This window comes from Caulobacter sp. GW821-FHT10A06 (assembly GCF_059415805.1).
Genome location: NZ_JBWKNY010000009.1, coordinates 55444 through 69093 on the forward strand (window position 1 = coordinate 55444; position 13650 = coordinate 69093).

Here is a 13650-nt window from a genome sequence, read left to right on the forward strand (position 1 = left end):
CGCCACACCCGCCTCGACCCCGGCCGATCGATGGCTTATGGGGTCGAGGTGACGGGGACGTGGCGGAATCGGTAGACGCGCCGGACTTAAAATCCGTTGGAGCAATCCGTGTGGGTTCGAGTCCCACCGTCCCTACCAAGGCCCGGAACCCGACGATCTACCCTTGGGCGCAAGCGCGGCCACGATTCCCGCCATTCGGGAATAAACATTCCGTCCAGGAATAAACGTTTCTCCAGACCTCGACTCCCGCCAGGATCGCGCCCGCGTCACGCAGGACGATCGTTCGCGCGCGACGGCTCGATGAGCTACCTCCCCCTCCGTCGCGTTCGAGTAAGTGATCATGGCTGAAGACAAGACCCCCGATCCCGTCGACATCCACGTGGGCCGTCGCCTGCGTATGCGACGCAAGGACCTGGGTTACTCCCAGCAGGCCCTGGCCGACGCGCTGGGCCTGACCTTCCAGCAGGTGCAGAAGTACGAAGGCGGCTCCAACCGCATCAGCGCCAGCAAGCTGCAGGCCACCGCCATGTTCCTGAAGACGCCGATCGGCTTCTTCTTCGAGGGCCTGGACGATCCGGAAGGCGCCGACACCACCGCCGCCGACCTGGCCAACGAAATGGCCGACTTCTGGTCGCTGCCCGGCGCGCCCGAACTGGCCCGCGCCTTCACCGCCATCAAGTCGGGCGGCATGCGCAAGCATCTGGTCGACCTGGCCCGAGCGGTCGCGGGCGAGGAATAGCCTCGCCTTAGGTCGGGTCCGCCAGCAGCTCGATGTTGCTGGCGCCCGCCTCGGTCAGCGCCGTGATCAGCTCGGCTGCCGCCGCGTCCAGCTCGGCGGCGTCGCGGCCGCGCAGCACCAGGTTGGCGCCATAGACGTCCGGCGGGCTGAAGAACGGATAGCTGCCCAGCGACATGTCCGGATGGGCTTTCGCGACAGCCTCCAGGGGCGCGGCGATCGTGCCCTCGCCCGTGCCGGTGACCCGCACCGTCTTGCTCAGCACCACCGCGCCGGTGCGCAGGCGCGGACCCACGTCCTCCAGCATGCCCCGCATGATCGCCGGCACGCCCGCCAGGACGAAGACATTATCCTTCTGGAAGCCGGGCGGGCCCTGCACCGGATTTTTCACCAGGCTGCCGCCTTCGGGCACATGCGCCATGCGACGACGGGCGGCGTTGGGCTCGCCCCAGCGCTCGCGCAGCATGGCCATGATCTCGGGATGCTCTGGGGCGGTGACGCCAAAGGCCTTGGCGATCGAGTCGGCGGTGATGTCGTCGTGGGTCGGGCCGATGCCGCCGGTGGTGATGACGTAGTCGTAGCGCGTGCGCAGGGCGTTGACCGCGTCGACGATCTCTTCCTCGATGTCGGGCACCACGCGCGCTTCGCACAGGTCGACGCCGTAGGTCGCCAGATACTTGGCGATGGCCGACAGGTTCACGTCCTGGGTCCGGCCCGACAGGATCTCGTCGCCGATGATCATCACCGCAGCCGTCACGCGCTCGCTGGTCGTCATCGGCAGGATCCCTTATGTCGCTTCGATCTTACGCCTTTCGACTTAGGCTCAGCATGCTGCTCCCGCAACCGCTCGTTCATGGCCGCCTGGTCGCCCGCTACAAGCGGTTCTTCGCCGACCTGATCCTGGACGACGGCCGGGCCATCACCGCCCACTGCCCCAATCCCGGCGCGATGCTGGGCGTCAAGGACGCCGGCCAGGGCGCCTGGGTGTCGTGGTCGGACGATCCCAAACGCAAGCTGGCCTGGACCCTGCAATGCGTGGAACAGGGCAACGCCCTGGTCGGCATCAACACCCTGCTGCCCAACAAGCTGGTCGCCGAGGCCCTGGCGCAGGACCTGATCCCCGAACTCGCCGGCTACGCGACCATCAAGCCCGAGGTGAAGTACGCCGAGGCCAGCCGGGTCGACTTCCTGCTGACCCATCCGGATCGCCCGCCCTGCTGGCTGGAGGTCAAGAACGTGCACTTTTCCCGCACGCCGGGCCTAGCCGAATTCCCCGACTGCAAGGCCGACCGCTCGACCCGCCACCTCAGCGACCTCGCCGCCCAGGTGGCGCAAGGCGACCGCGCCGTGGCGCTGTTCGTCGTCCAGCGCGAGGACTGCGAGACCTTCAGCGCCTGCGCCGACCTGGACCCGAAATTCGCGGCGGGTCTGGACGCGGCGGCCAAGGCGGGGGTCGAGGTGCTGGTCTATGCGTGTGCGATGAGCACGGAGACGGTGCGGATTGATCGGCGGATCAGCTGGCGCGGCGACGCCTGACTGTTCCAAGGCGCGCGAACGCGTCTAGGCTCGACCTGCGACCAAGCTCTGGGGGCTGAACTTGAAGGTAAAACTCATCGTCGACAGCGTTGATGGCGAGGTTCTGGACGCCCAGAACTGGACCTCGACCGCGATCAGCTCTTCGGGCGGCGGGGGCCATATCACCGGCGAGCACGGCTATATCGCCCCCCTCAGGATCAGTTCGCATACGACCGAGCACCGCCAGCTGTTGTTCCGCACGACGGCTGGCGATGAGCGGGAAGTCGACCTGGATGGCGGCGTTGGTTTTCGCGAAGGCAGCCGCATTCGGGTCGTTTATGTGAAGCCCGAGACGGTCGGCGACTGGGTCACGGTCTCGGCGACAAATCTCGACACGCGCGCCTATGCCGAGAACCCCTTTCCCGCCGAGCAGATGCTGTTCTCGTTGTCCCCGCCGAAGACCATCGCCCAGATCAGAAAGAAGGGTGAGGGTTTCATTGTCGGAACCTGGGTCTATTGGCTGCTCTGGCCGCTCGCGCTCTTCTCGTTCATGACGGTGGTTCTTTCCCCGATCACCCTGGCGATCATCGTCTACAGCTTCTGGCGAGGGCCGGCGCTAAAGCGGCGGGCGCTCAAGATCGTGCAAGACTGGCAAGATCGACGCGCCGTCTTGCACGCCGCGATCGCGACGATCCGGACGGACGGCGGCTCGGCGACCTTCGACGTCTGATCCCTCACCTAACAGCGATTTAAGCTGCAATCGTCGCGGCTTCGGTTACCCATTCGCCCGCACGCGAACTGAGGGGATCGCATGAAGGGGACCGTCCTGGCTTTGAGCGTTCTGGCGCTCGCCCTGTCCGGCTGCGGGCGGACCGATCCCGGCAAGCCCGAGAACGGCTTCATGACCGGCCTGCGGGCCGTGTTCGCGTTCAAGGCCTGCACCGGCAAGCTGGAGGACCGCTTCGGGCTCAAGGAGATCGGCAGCGTCACCTCCAACGACATGAAGCCCTCCCCGGCCGGCAAGCCGGGCGAATGGGACGTCAGCTTCACCGCCGACGTGACCGAGAAGGAGACCGGTCGGGTCACGCGCTACAAGGGCGTCTGCCATGTGCGCCGCGACAAGCCCACCAGCCTGGACGCCAGCTTCATCAAGGAAATCCGTCCGGCGACCGACACGGTGCGACGCATCAACCCCACCCAGTAAGCGTTCAGAACGGGCAAGGGCTTGAAATCCGTGCTAGGATCAGCAGATACGCCCCTTCCAGATTGATCGCCGCCCGTCGCGGCGGCGACCGCCCGAGTAGAGCATGACCTTGGACAACACCCTCGAGATCGAAGCCGAGACCCGCACGGGTCAGATCAAGATCCACAAGGCCGAGGACTTCGAAGGCATGCGCAAGGCCGGCAAGCTGGCCGCCGAATGCCTGGACATGCTGATCCCGCACGTGCAGCCGGGCGTGTCGTCCGACCACCTGGACTCCCTGGCCCGCGAGTTCATCCTGGACCACGGCGCCCTGCCCGCCTGCCTGTACTATCGCGGCTATCCCAAGACGGTCTGCATCTCGCGCAACCACGTCGTCTGTCACGGCATCCCCGGCGACTGGAACCTGAAGGAAGGCGACATCGTCAATATCGACGTCACCGCCATCGTCGACGGCTGGCACGGCGACACCTCGCGCATGTACGGCGTCGGCGAAGTCGGCCCGCGCGCCCGTCGCCTGGTCGAGATCACCTATGAAGGCATGAAGCGCGGCCTCGAGGCCGTGAAGCCGGGCGCCACGCTGGGTGACATCGGCCACGCCATCCAGAGCTATGTCGAGGCCCAGCGCTGCAGCGTCGTCCGCGACTTCTGCGGCCACGGTCTGGGCCGCGTGTTCCACGACGCCCCGAACATCCTGCACTTTGGCCGTCCGGGCCAGGGCGCGGTGCTCAAGGCCGGCATGTTCTTCACCGTCGAGCCGATGGTGAACCTGGGCAAGCCGGCGGTGAAGGTGCTGAACGACGGCTGGACCGCCGTGACCCGCGACAAGTCGCTGTCGGCCCAGTGCGAGCACTCGATCGGGGTGACCGAGGATGGCTATGAGGTGTTCACCGCCTCGCCCGCCGGACTGTTCCAGCCGGCGATCTTGGGCGGCTGATCTGGACGAGTAGACCCTCCCCCCGTGGGGGAGGCGGCCGAAGGCCGGAGGGGGAACAGCGGGCTATCCGGCTTCTTCCCCCTCCGTCGGCTTCGCCGACACCTCCCCCGCTAGGGGGAGGATCTGGGACCTCCGCCCCCTCTACTTCCCGGCCACGCTCTTGGCGTAGGCCTGCGCGCCGGCGATCAGGCGCAGCACGTTGCCGCTCCAGATGTTCTGGATATCCGCGTCCGAATAGCCCTCGGCCTTGAGCCGCGCGGTGATCTTGGGCAGGTCGGCCACGTCCTCGAAGCCTTCGACACCGCCGCCACCATCCCAGTCGGCGCCGACGCAGACGCCCTTGGGCCCCGCGATCTTCAGGGTGTGCAGCATGCTGGCCATGAAGGTCTCGAAGTTGGCGCGCACCGGCGGGTACTGCTTGTCGACCGCCACCTTCTTGGCCATCCACGCCACGACGTCGGCCTGGCTGGCCTCGTCGCGCGGCGGGCGGCCGATGGCTTCGAGGGCGGCCTTGCGCTCAGGGCTGTCGGCGCTGGCGCGCAGATAGACCGAGTTGATGCAGATCGCGCCGCCGCTGTCGGCGATCTTCTTGATGCGGCCGTCGTCCAGGTTCCGCGGATGGTCGAAGATCGCCTTGGCGCCCGAGTGCGAGGCGATGATCGGGGCCTTGGACAGGGCCACCGACTGGTCGACGATGTCGTCGCTGGCGTGGCTGACATCGACCAGGATGCCCAGGCGGTTGGCCTCGGCCAGCCAGCGCAGGCCCAGCGGCGAATAGCCGTTCCAGATCTTGCCCTTGGGGTCGGTCGAGCTGTCGGCGAACTGGTTGTTGCGGAAGTGGACCGGCCCGGCCATGCGCACGCCGGTGGCGTAGAAGGTCTGCAGCAGGGTCAGGTCCTCGCCGATCGGCCAAGAATTCTCGATGCTCTGGAAGACGAAGCTCTTGCCGGCCTTGTTGATCCGCACCGCGTCCTCGGCGGTGTAGGCCAGCTCGAACTGGTCGGGGTGGGCGGCGACCATCTCGCGGATCTCGGTCGCGCGGTTCAAAGCAAAGTCGCGGGCCTTGCGATAGCCCTCGGCGGTCAGGTCGCCCTGGCCGGTGTAGATCACGTAGAAGCCGCCATCCAGGCCGCCGGCCTTCATGCGCGGCAGGTCGACCTGGCTGCCGTCCTTGGCGACGCCGTGCTCGTCCAGCATCGACCAGCCGTGGCGCGAGAAGTGCTCGGGCGTGTCCAGGTGGGTGTCCAGGACCAGGAAGCTGTCGTGCAGCGCCTTGATCGCCTTGGTGACCTCACCGGTCTTCTCGGGGGGCTTCTTTTCAGCGGCGTGGGCCGTCCCCGCCAGCAGGGCGGCCGATCCGAGCAAAACGGTAAGCAGGCGACGCATGAGCAGACTCCGGACGAAACCAAGGCCGCGACGCTCAAGGTTTCAATGCGGGGCGTCAAGCCGAGGCGGCTCGTCCTGATAAGAAAATTCTCGTCCTGATCCGATCTACATCAACCCCAGCGCCTTGAAGCTGGCCACGCCCTCGCGGCCGACCACCAGGTGGTCGTGGACGGCGATCTTCAGCGCCTTGCCGGCCTCGACGATCTGCTTGGTCATCTCGATGTCGGGGCGCGAGGGCGTCGGGTCGCCGGACGGGTGATTGTGCAGGATGATGATGTTGCTGGACGACAGCTCCAGCGCCCGCCGCATCACCTCGCGCGGATAGACGGGAGCATGGTCGACCGTGCCGCGGTTCATCACCTCGTCGGCGATCAGCTGGTTCTTCTTGTCCAGGAACAGGACGCGGAACTGCTCGCGCGACTCGTTGGCCAGGGCGACGCGGACATAGCCCAGCAGGGCGCTCCACGAGCTGATCACCGGCCGCTTGACGATCTTGTCGCGGCCGGCCCGCAAGGTGGCTTCGTGCAGCAGCTTGATGTCCATGGCCGCCGTTTCGCCGACGCCGGGCACGGTGGCCAGCTCTTCGATCGTCGCCCCCAGCACCGCGCCCAGCGAGCCGAAGCGAGTCAAGAGCGCCTTGGCGATCGGCTTGACGTCGCCGCGCGGGAAAGTGCGGAAGAGATAGAGCTCTAAGAGTTCATAGTCCGGCAGGGCCACGAAGCCCCCGACCTTGGCCCGCTGGCGCAGACGGTCGCGATGGCCGGCATGGTGGGCGTGGGCTGAACGCTTCTTGGTCTCGGCCGGAGGCGCGGGAAAGAGCTCGGCGTCCAAGACGCCCAGGGATTTGACGCTGACCATGCCGCCCTCGACCTTAGGCGAGCAGTAGGCGTTATCGTCTCATGGTTGTCTAGAGGCAGTGCGCTCGGATCCTCCCCCTAGCGGGGGAGGTGTCGGCTCGAAGAGACGACGGAGGGGGAAGAGGCAGGCTCAGCAGCACTTCCCCCTCCGGCCCTTCGGGCCACCTCCCCCGCTAGGGGGAGGGTCTTGGTCTCCTGGCCTCCCAGACCCGCCAGCCCATCAGCGCGAGAAACACCGCGCCATACACCAGCGGCGGCCGGTGGTCGGCCTTGACCAGCAGGTAGTAGTGCACGACGCCCAGCGGCACGATCAGGTAGATCAGCTTGTGCAGCCGGCTCCAGGCCGCGCGACCCATGCGGATCACCCAGCCGTTGGTCGAGGTCACCGCCAGCGGGATCAGCAGCACAAAGCCCAGCATCCCTAAGGTGATGAAGGGCCGCTTGAGGATGTCCTTCCACAGCTGGCCCCAGTCGAAGAACAGGTCCACGCCGATATAGCTGGCCAGGTGCAGCAGGATGTAGCTGAAGGCGAACAGGCCGATGGTCCGCCGGAAACGCACCAGGCGCGGTTTCTTCAGGATCCGCGCGGCCGGCGTGATGGCCAGCCCCACCAGCAGCAGCCGCAGGCCCCAGACGCCCAGCTGGCGGATCAGTTTCTCGATCGGATTGGCGCCCAGGTCGCCGTTGAAGCCCTTCCAGGCCAGCCAGACGATCGGCGCGAAACAGGCCGCCCAGACCAGGGCGTAGACGATGTTGTCGCGCGTCTTCGACGGACGCTTTTTCGCAGAGGCCATCAGTAGAACCGCTTCAGGTCCATGCCGCGATAGAGGTCGCCGACCCACTCGCCGTAGCCATTGAACGGCAGGGTCTCGCGGCGGCGGAACTCGCCGATGCGGCGCTCGCTGGCCTGCGACCAGCGGGGGTGGTCGACGGCCGGATTGACGTTGGCGAAGAAGCCGTACTCACGCGCCGCCAGCTTGTTCCACGAGGTGACCGGCTGCTTCTCGACCAGGCTGATGCGGACGATCGACTTGATCCCCTTGAAGCCATATTTCCACGGCACGACCAGCCGCATCGGCGCGCCGTTCTGGTTGGGCAGCACATCGCCGTACAGGCCCACGGCCATCAGGGTCAGCGGGTGCATCGCCTCGTCCATGCGCAGGCCTTCGCGATAGGGCCAGTCCAGGGTGTTCCACCCCTGCCCCGGCATTTCCGACGGCCGCATCACCGTCTCGAACGCCACGTACTTGGCCTTGGAGGTCGGCTTGACCGAGGCGATCAGGTCCTTCAGCGGGAAACCGACCCAGGGGATCACCATCGACCAGCCCTCGACGCAGCGCATGCGATAGATGCGCTCCTCCAGCTTGTTCTTGCCGATCAGATCCTCGATGCCGACCGTCCTTGGGGCCTCGCAGGCGCCGTCGATGCGCACCGTCCAGGGACGCGGCTTGAACTTGCCCGAGTTCTCGGCCGGATCGCCCTTGTCGACGCCGAACTCATAGAAGTTGTTGTAGGTGGTGATGTCCTCTTTCGAGGTCGCCTTTTCCGAGGTCGAAAAGCCCTTGGTGAAGCTCAGGCCCGCCTGGGCCTCGCCGGCCGCAGCGAACAGCCCCGCGCCCGCGAGCCCGGCCATCAGCGTGCGGCGCTTCAAATACAGGCCGTGGTCGGTGACGTCGTTGTCGGTCAGGTCAGGCGCTTGGCGGATCAGCATGGGAACGCTCCGGGGCTACGCTCACTGATACGACGGGGCGCGGCGTTTGGTTACGTCCGCCGACGATTATTCCTGGCCCTGACGCAAAGCCCGGCGCGGGGCGTAGATGCGCGACAGGCCCTGGGCCAGCACCGTCCGCTCCTGCGGCGACAGGGTGGCGGCATAGGCGGCCAACGCGGCCTCGACATTGCCGCGCGCCTGGACGTCCAGGGTGCGGGCCGTGGTCAGGCGGCGCGAGACCTCGCCCGCGTCGAAGCCCGGCGAGGCCAGGGCGTCCAGCGCCGCCTGGCGCTCGGCGCGGGCCTGGCGGGTGATCGGCTTGTTCTTCTGGTTGGCCGCATGCAGGGCTTGGCGCAACGCGCGGCGGCTCTCGGGCGAGAGACGGTCGCCGGCGGTCCACAGCGGCGGCCGGGCCTGGCGCTCGGCGTCCTGCGCCACGGGCGCGATTGGCGGCGGGGTGGTGGTCGCAGGTTTGGCGGGACGGGTTGGCGCGACCGGATCACTCGGCTGCGGGACTTGGGCGACGGACGGCGGAATGTAGATCGGCTGCGGCGCCGGTTGTGGTGCGGGCGGCGGAGCGGACATCCGCACATAGACCGCCCCGGCCACGCCGCCGATCAGGAACACATTGAGGGCCGCCGAGGCGATCAGGCCGATCAGCAGCGGGCGCGACAGGCTCATAGCTCGGAAGCCTCCTCGAGGGCGTCCTGCAGGTCGGTGGAGACATCGACGGCGGTCAGGGTGTCGGCGCGCGCGGTGACGACCGGCGCCACGACCGGCGGCTGCGCATGGCTAGCCATCGAGACCCCGACCAGCACGCCCGCGAAGGCGGCGGCCGACAGGCCCAGCGCCGCGCCCAGACCAGCGATCCAGCGGCGAGCGCTGCCCGTCGCTTGCGGCGCGGCGGCGATCAGCCGGCCCAGCAGGGCGGCGTCGACGCTCTGGGCTGGCGCCAGGTCCAGCAGGCGGTCCAGCTGCGCGGCGCCGGCCAGCACCGGCGACAGGCGCTCGGGGTTGGCGGCCAGCAGGGCGCGCGCGGCCTCACGCTCGCCTTCCGGCCAGCGGGCGATCTCGCCGCCATAGATCTCGGCCAGGTCCTCGAACCGCCCAATAGGCATTTCTGGGTCCATCATGACCACAGCTCCTTCATCCGCCCGCCCCCTGCAGATCGGCCAGCGAAGCCTTGAGGGCCCGTCGCCCCCGGCCCAGCAGGCTTTCCAGCGCCTCGACGCTGATCTCCATCAATTGCGCCGCTTCGATATTGCCCAAGCCCTGGTGATGGCAAAGCACGATCGCCTCGCGCTGGCGCGCCGGCAGAGCCGCCAGGGCCGCCTCGACGCGCTTGGAGAGGTCCGCCCGCATCAGGCCGGCGTCCGGCGCGGGACCGGTGTCGACCTGCTCGGGCGGCGTATCGGTGACCACCTCGCGCCGGCGGCGCAGGCGGTCGTAGCAGAGGTTCAGGGCCACGCGGTGCAGCCAAGTGTCGAACCGGGCCTGGCCCGGCGTCCAAGACCGCGCCTGTTTCCAGGCGCGCAAGAAGGTCTCCTGAGCGACGTCCTCGGCCTCGCCGGCGTCGTTCAGCATGCGGCGGGCCAGAGCCAGAATGCGCGGCAGGCGTCGGTCCAATAGCTGTCGCACGGCGGTCGGGTCGCCCCGTCCTACCCCCGACAGCAAGGTTTCGTCGGGATCGTTCCCGTCGGACGCCAAGCTTCAACCCGCCGCGCACGTCGTCATCAGACCCCGACCTTGGCCTTGCCCTTCTTGGCCTGCAACTCTTCCAGCGTCAGGATGCCGTCGTTGTTCGTATCCATCCGCTTGAAGCGCCAGGCCAGCACGTCGTCGGCCTCGGCCCGCGACAGGAAGCCGTCCTTGTCCTTGTCGAAACGGGCGAACACCCGCTGGCCACGCTTGCCGGCCTTCGCAGCCTTGGCGTCGACCTCGGGGTTGTCCTTGCGGAAGGCGGCGAACTCGTCGGGCGAGATCTTGCCATCCTTGTTGGTGTCCAGTCGCGCGAACAGCTTGTCGCCGTTCGAGGCCTGGAACTGCTGCAGGGTCATGCCCTGGGGAGCAGCGGTTTGCGCCAAAGCCGGCGCCGCGACGGCGAGCACGGCGGCGGCGATCAGGGTGCGTACGATCATCGGTCTTCAGGTCTCCGAGGGTGGAAGCCGTCCCATGGAGTGATGAACGCGCAGGTCGGCGAATTCCGTCGCTCCGAAATCCTCCTAATTTTGCCTTCCTAGGCCTTGTGCCTAGGTCCCATGGTTCAACCGCTCTCGAGCTTGCCAGAATGGTCGCGCATCACCGGGTGCGCTGAGCCCAGCGGACCGATGGGTCCTAGGCACAAGGCCTAGGAAGGCAGCTTTGTTTGGTAGGTGGATTGAAAGAGGTCCCTACCCCGCCGCTTTCACGATCGCCTCATAGGCCGCCCGCGCATCGGCCTTCGCCTTGGCCAGCTTGGGTTTCAGCGACTTGAACTGGCTGACGTGCCCGGCCTTGGCCAGCAGCGCCTTGAAGGCCTTGGGCTCGGCCTCGACGTCCAGGCCGTCTTCCAGCGCCACCTTGATCAGCTGCGAGAGGTCCTGCTCCAGCCGCCAGGCCGTCTCCAGCCGCGACAGCGCCCCGTCGTCGGCCAGGCCCGCCTCGCGCAGGGCCGCCAGGGCCTCGCCGGTGTTCTGGCGCAGGGGGCCGCCGTTCGCCGCGTGGGCCAATTGCAGGAACTGGGCGGCGAACTCGATGTCGACCAGGCCGCCGGGTTCGAGTTTCAGGTCCCAGTCGCCCTTGCCCGGTCGCTCGCGCTCCATCAGCTCGCGCATGTCGATGACGTCGGCGGCGGTCTTCTTCCACTCGCGCGGCCGGCGCAGGGCCGCTTCGATCGCCCCCTCAGCGCGGGCCTTGAAGTCCGGCGAGCTGGCCCAGACTACCCGCGCGCGGGTCAGGGCCAGCAGCTCCCAGGTCTCAGCCTCGCGCTCGTAGTAGTCGCCGAAGGCCGCGAAGCTGACCGCCACCGGGCCTTTGGTCCCCGAAGGGCGAAGCTTGAGATCGACCTCGTACAGCGTGCCCTCCGCCGTCGGCGCCGACAGGGCCGAGGTCAGGCGCTGGGTGAAACGGGCGTAGAAGGTGTCGGCGCTCCACTCCTTGATGGCCGACGCGCTGGCCGGGTCGTCCGACATGTATAGCGTCATCAGGTCCAGGTCCGACTTGGCGGTCATCTCGCGCGAGCCAGCCTTGCCCAGCGCCACCACCGCCACCTGGCCGGGGAAAGCGCCGCCCAGGCGTTCGGTCTCGGCCAGCGCTGCCGGGGCCAGGCCGCTGATGATCAGGTCGCCCAGCTCGGCGAAGGCCCGGCCGATGTCACGGGCGTCGGCGCTGCCGCTCATCACCCGCACGCCGATGCGGAAACTCTGGTCGCGGAACAGGCGCCGGGCGGCGTCCATCGCGCCCTCGAAGTCGTTCGGATCCCACGGCGCCACGGCCGGGGTCTCGATCGGGCCGAAGAAACTGGGGTCCAGCAGGGCGTCCAGCGCCGTGGGCCGCTTGGCCATGGTCGCGGCCAGGCGCGGGGCGAAGGCCATGACCTCGACGATCAGCTCGAACAGTCGTGGCTGGGCCAGGAACAGCGACTGGATCTGCACGCCCGAGCTCAAGCTGGCGAAGAAGTCGGCGAAGCGGTTGAAGGCCTGGTCCGGCGCGCCCGTGGCGTTGGCCGCGTCCAGCAGGCGCGGCGCCAGGCGGGTGAAGAGCTCGCGGCCTCGCTCGGTGCGGGTGGCCGCGATATGGCCATGGTGCCAGCCGCGGATGGTGGCGGCCACGCGCTCCGGGCTGGAGAAGCCCATGCGTTTCAGGGTCGCCAGGGTCTCGGGATCGTCCTCGACGCCGGTGAACACCAGGCTGCCGAACCGCGACGACAGCTCCTCCTCGCCGGCGAACAGGCGGCCATAGCGAGCGTTGACGCCCTTGAGGATCTTGCCGACGGCGGCGTCGAAGCTGCGCAGGTTGTCCTGCCCCCACAGGGCGGCGACCCGCTTCCGGTCGGTGTCGGATTCCGGCAGCTTGTGGGTCTGGTCGTCGGCGATCATCTGGGCGCGGTGCTCCAGCGCCCGCAGGTCCTGATAGGCCTTGGACAGCCAGCCGGCGTCCTCCAGGGTCACGTGGCCCGCCGCCGCCAGCGCCAGCAGCGCATCCAGCGTGCGCGGCCCCCGCAGGTCCGGCTGGCGGCCGCCCAGGATCAGCTGCTGGGTCTGGACGAAGAACTCGATCTCGCGGATCCCGCCGCGCCCCAGCTTCAGGTCCGCGCCCTTGGCGGTCAGACGGTCGTCGACCTTGTAGGTGTGGATCTGGCGCTTGATCGAGTGGATGTCGGCGATGGCCGCGAAGTCCAGGTTCTTGCGCCAGATGAACGGCTGCAGCCCCTCCAGGAACGCCGCGCCCTCACGGGCGTCACCGGCCGCGATCCGGGCCTTGATGTGGGCGGCGCGCTCCCAGTTCTGGCCGACGCTCTCATAGTAGTCCATGGCCGCGTCGACCGGCATGGCGGGCGGCGTCGAGGACGGGTCGGGGCGCAGGCGCAGGTCGATGCGGAAGACATAGCCGTCGGCGGTGCGCTCCTGCAGCACCCGGCCCAGGTGGTTGGCGATGCGCACGGCCACGGCCTGGGGCTCGACACCTTCGACCACCTGCAGCTTCTCGGGCGCGTAGAAGATCGAGAAATCGATGTCGCTGGAATAGTTCAACTCGAACGCGCCGTGCTTGCCCATGGCGATGCAGAACAGGCCCGGCGCGGGGCCGTCCTCGCCGTCCCCCACGTGGGTCAAGGCGCCACGATCGACCTCCTGCCGGACGGCCTGGGCCAGGGCGGCGCGCAAGGTGGCGTCGGCGAAGCGGGTCAGGGCGCCGGTGACCTGGTCCAGGTCCCAGACTCCGCCCAGGTCGCACAGGGCCGTCAGCAGGTGCAGGTCGGCCTTCAACTCGCGCAGGGTCTTGCGGGCGGTCTCGAAGTCCGGCTCGGCGGCGGCGGCGTCCGCCGCGGCCAGGATCATGGTCAAGTTTTCGCCCGGATCGCCGCCCAGGATCCTGGGCAAGCGCTGGCCGTCCTTGCGGGCGAGGCTGGCCAGGTACGGCGAGGCGGCGAAGACCGGGGCCAGGGCGGCCCAGGCGGCGTCGACGCCGGCCATGGCCTCGCCCGCCCGCTTGGCGATCGCCTCATGCGCCCGCTCGGCGGCCTTGGCGTCGAGGATCGGGCCGCAGGGGACGAGGCGAGTAGCGAGCTTTGTCATGCGGGCAACGTGGCCCACGTCGCGTTCACGGACA

The 13650-nt window shown here is 68.2% G+C and carries 15 protein-coding genes, 1 tRNA gene and 1 pseudogene; 6 read left to right on the forward strand and 11 right to left on the reverse strand.

All coding sequences use genetic code 11. From position 1 onward, the window contains the following. Positions 1 to 53 precede the first annotated feature (53 nt). Positions 54 to 138: transfer RNA gene (locus AC07NF_RS24495), tRNA-Leu, on the forward strand. Between the two features lie 202 nt (positions 139 to 340). Beyond that, on the forward strand, positions 341 to 739 hold the full coding sequence (locus AC07NF_RS24500) for a helix-turn-helix domain-containing protein (RefSeq protein ID WP_492815137.1): 399 nt from the start codon (positions 341 to 343) through the stop codon (positions 737 to 739). Between the two features lie 7 nt (positions 740 to 746). Here the strand turns inward: AC07NF_RS24500 and AC07NF_RS24505 are convergent, their stop codons facing one another. Continuing rightward, positions 747 to 1511, reverse strand: coding sequence for a competence/damage-inducible protein A (locus AC07NF_RS24505; RefSeq protein ID WP_492815135.1), 765 nt, complete (start codon positions 1509 to 1511; stop codon positions 747 to 749). Positions 1512 to 1564: 53 nt separating this feature from the next. Between AC07NF_RS24505 and sfsA the strand changes: the two genes are divergently transcribed. The 4 genes from sfsA (at position 1565) to map (ending at position 4389) form a co-directional block, all read left to right on the forward strand. Continuing rightward, positions 1565 to 2272 (forward strand): DNA/RNA nuclease SfsA, encoded by a 708-nt coding sequence (sfsA, locus tag AC07NF_RS24510; RefSeq protein ID WP_494633309.1) that lies wholly within the window; start codon positions 1565 to 1567, stop codon positions 2270 to 2272. A 61-nt stretch (positions 2273 to 2333) separates the two neighbouring features. After that, a complete protein-coding gene (locus tag AC07NF_RS24515) occupies positions 2334 to 2981 on the forward strand; it encodes a hypothetical protein (RefSeq protein WP_494633310.1) in 648 nt (215 codons plus the stop codon). 81 nt (positions 2982 to 3062) lie between these two features. Next, the gene (locus AC07NF_RS24520) at positions 3063 to 3455 is read left to right on the forward strand and encodes a hypothetical protein (protein ID WP_494633311.1); all 393 of its coding nucleotides are present in this window, start codon (positions 3063 to 3065) and stop codon (positions 3453 to 3455) included. Positions 3456 to 3558: 103 nt separating this feature from the next. Then, positions 3559 to 4389, forward strand: a complete 831-nt coding sequence (gene map / locus AC07NF_RS24525) for a type I methionyl aminopeptidase (RefSeq protein WP_494633312.1) — start codon at positions 3559 to 3561, stop codon at positions 4387 to 4389. Between the two features lie 141 nt (positions 4390 to 4530). On the opposite strand, the gene AC07NF_RS24530 is transcribed toward map, so the two are convergent. The 10 genes and pseudogenes from AC07NF_RS24530 to AC07NF_RS24575 all read right to left on the reverse strand — a co-directional run bounded on the left by AC07NF_RS24530 (position 4531) and on the right by AC07NF_RS24575 (position 13616). Further along, entirely contained in the window at positions 4531 to 5775 is a 1245-nt protein-coding gene (locus AC07NF_RS24530; protein WP_494633313.1) for a dipeptidase, read from the reverse strand. A 105-nt stretch (positions 5776 to 5880) separates the two neighbouring features. Beyond that, complete coding sequence (gene radC / locus AC07NF_RS24535; RefSeq protein WP_494633314.1) at positions 5881 to 6633, reverse strand: RadC family protein; 753 nt, start codon at positions 6631 to 6633, stop codon at positions 5881 to 5883. A 67-nt stretch (positions 6634 to 6700) separates the two neighbouring features. Further along, positions 6701 to 6822: pseudogene (locus AC07NF_RS24540) on the reverse strand (hypothetical protein); the annotation flags it as partial. Further along, on the reverse strand, positions 6806 to 7426 hold the full coding sequence (msrQ, locus tag AC07NF_RS24545) for a protein-methionine-sulfoxide reductase heme-binding subunit MsrQ (RefSeq protein ID WP_494633315.1): 621 nt from the start codon (positions 7424 to 7426) through the stop codon (positions 6806 to 6808). The pseudogene AC07NF_RS24540 and the gene msrQ, both read right to left, overlap by 17 nt. Further along, on the reverse strand, positions 7426 to 8343 hold the full coding sequence (gene msrP / locus AC07NF_RS24550; protein WP_494633316.1) for a protein-methionine-sulfoxide reductase catalytic subunit MsrP: 918 nt from the start codon (positions 8341 to 8343) through the stop codon (positions 7426 to 7428). The genes msrQ and msrP overlap by 1 nt, the downstream gene beginning before the upstream one ends. A 66-nt stretch (positions 8344 to 8409) precedes the next feature. After that, on the reverse strand, positions 8410 to 9024 hold the full coding sequence (locus AC07NF_RS24555; protein ID WP_494633317.1) for a periplasmic heavy metal sensor: 615 nt from the start codon (positions 9022 to 9024) through the stop codon (positions 8410 to 8412). Continuing rightward, on the reverse strand, positions 9021 to 9476 hold the full coding sequence (locus AC07NF_RS24560) for a hypothetical protein (protein WP_494633318.1): 456 nt from the start codon (positions 9474 to 9476) through the stop codon (positions 9021 to 9023). Before AC07NF_RS24560 ends, AC07NF_RS24555 begins: the two co-directional genes overlap by 4 nt. A 13-nt stretch (positions 9477 to 9489) precedes the next feature. Beyond that, positions 9490 to 10050, reverse strand: coding sequence for an RNA polymerase sigma factor (locus AC07NF_RS24565; RefSeq protein ID WP_494633319.1), 561 nt, complete (start codon positions 10048 to 10050; stop codon positions 9490 to 9492). 26 nt (positions 10051 to 10076) lie between these two features. Then, on the reverse strand, positions 10077 to 10481 hold the full coding sequence (locus tag AC07NF_RS24570; protein ID WP_492815115.1) for an EF-hand domain-containing protein: 405 nt from the start codon (positions 10479 to 10481) through the stop codon (positions 10077 to 10079). A 252-nt stretch (positions 10482 to 10733) separates the two neighbouring features. Further along, the gene (locus AC07NF_RS24575) at positions 10734 to 13616 is read right to left on the reverse strand and encodes a bifunctional [glutamine synthetase] adenylyltransferase/[glutamine synthetase]-adenylyl-L-tyrosine phosphorylase (protein WP_494633320.1); all 2883 of its coding nucleotides are present in this window, start codon (positions 13614 to 13616) and stop codon (positions 10734 to 10736) included. Between the last annotated feature and the right edge of the window lie 34 nt (positions 13617 to 13650).

What these genes read in the sequence shown, in the direction of transcription:
- AC07NF_RS24500 (WP_492815137.1), top strand. Translation starts at nt 341, where the DNA reads ATGGCTGAAGACAAGACCCCCGATCCCGTCGACATCCACGTGGGCCGT.
- AC07NF_RS24505 (WP_492815135.1), bottom strand. Translation starts at nt 1,511, where the DNA reads ATGACGACCAGCGAGCGCGTGACGGCTGCGGTGATGATCATCGGCGAC.
- sfsA (WP_494633309.1), top strand. Translation starts at nt 1,565, where the DNA reads ATGCTGCTCCCGCAACCGCTCGTTCATGGCCGCCTGGTCGCCCGCTAC.
- AC07NF_RS24520 (WP_494633311.1), top strand. Translation starts at nt 3,063, where the DNA reads ATGAAGGGGACCGTCCTGGCTTTGAGCGTTCTGGCGCTCGCCCTGTCC.
- map (WP_494633312.1), top strand. Translation starts at nt 3,559, where the DNA reads ATGACCTTGGACAACACCCTCGAGATCGAAGCCGAGACCCGCACGGGT.
- AC07NF_RS24530 (WP_494633313.1), bottom strand. Translation starts at nt 5,775, where the DNA reads ATGCGTCGCCTGCTTACCGTTTTGCTCGGATCGGCCGCCCTGCTGGCG.
- radC (WP_494633314.1), bottom strand. Translation starts at nt 6,633, where the DNA reads ATGGTCAGCGTCAAATCCCTGGGCGTCTTGGACGCCGAGCTCTTTCCC.
- msrQ (WP_494633315.1), bottom strand. Translation starts at nt 7,426, where the DNA reads ATGGCCTCTGCGAAAAAGCGTCCGTCGAAGACGCGCGACAACATCGTC.
- msrP (WP_494633316.1), bottom strand. Translation starts at nt 8,343, where the DNA reads ATGCTGATCCGCCAAGCGCCTGACCTGACCGACAACGACGTCACCGAC.
- AC07NF_RS24555 (WP_494633317.1), bottom strand. Translation starts at nt 9,024, where the DNA reads ATGAGCCTGTCGCGCCCGCTGCTGATCGGCCTGATCGCCTCGGCGGCC.
- AC07NF_RS24560 (WP_494633318.1), bottom strand. Translation starts at nt 9,476, where the DNA reads ATGATGGACCCAGAAATGCCTATTGGGCGGTTCGAGGACCTGGCCGAG.
- AC07NF_RS24570 (WP_492815115.1), bottom strand. Translation starts at nt 10,481, where the DNA reads ATGATCGTACGCACCCTGATCGCCGCCGCCGTGCTCGCCGTCGCGGCG.
- AC07NF_RS24575 (WP_494633320.1), bottom strand. Translation starts at nt 13,616, where the DNA reads ATGACAAAGCTCGCTACTCGCCTCGTCCCCTGCGGCCCGATCCTCGAC.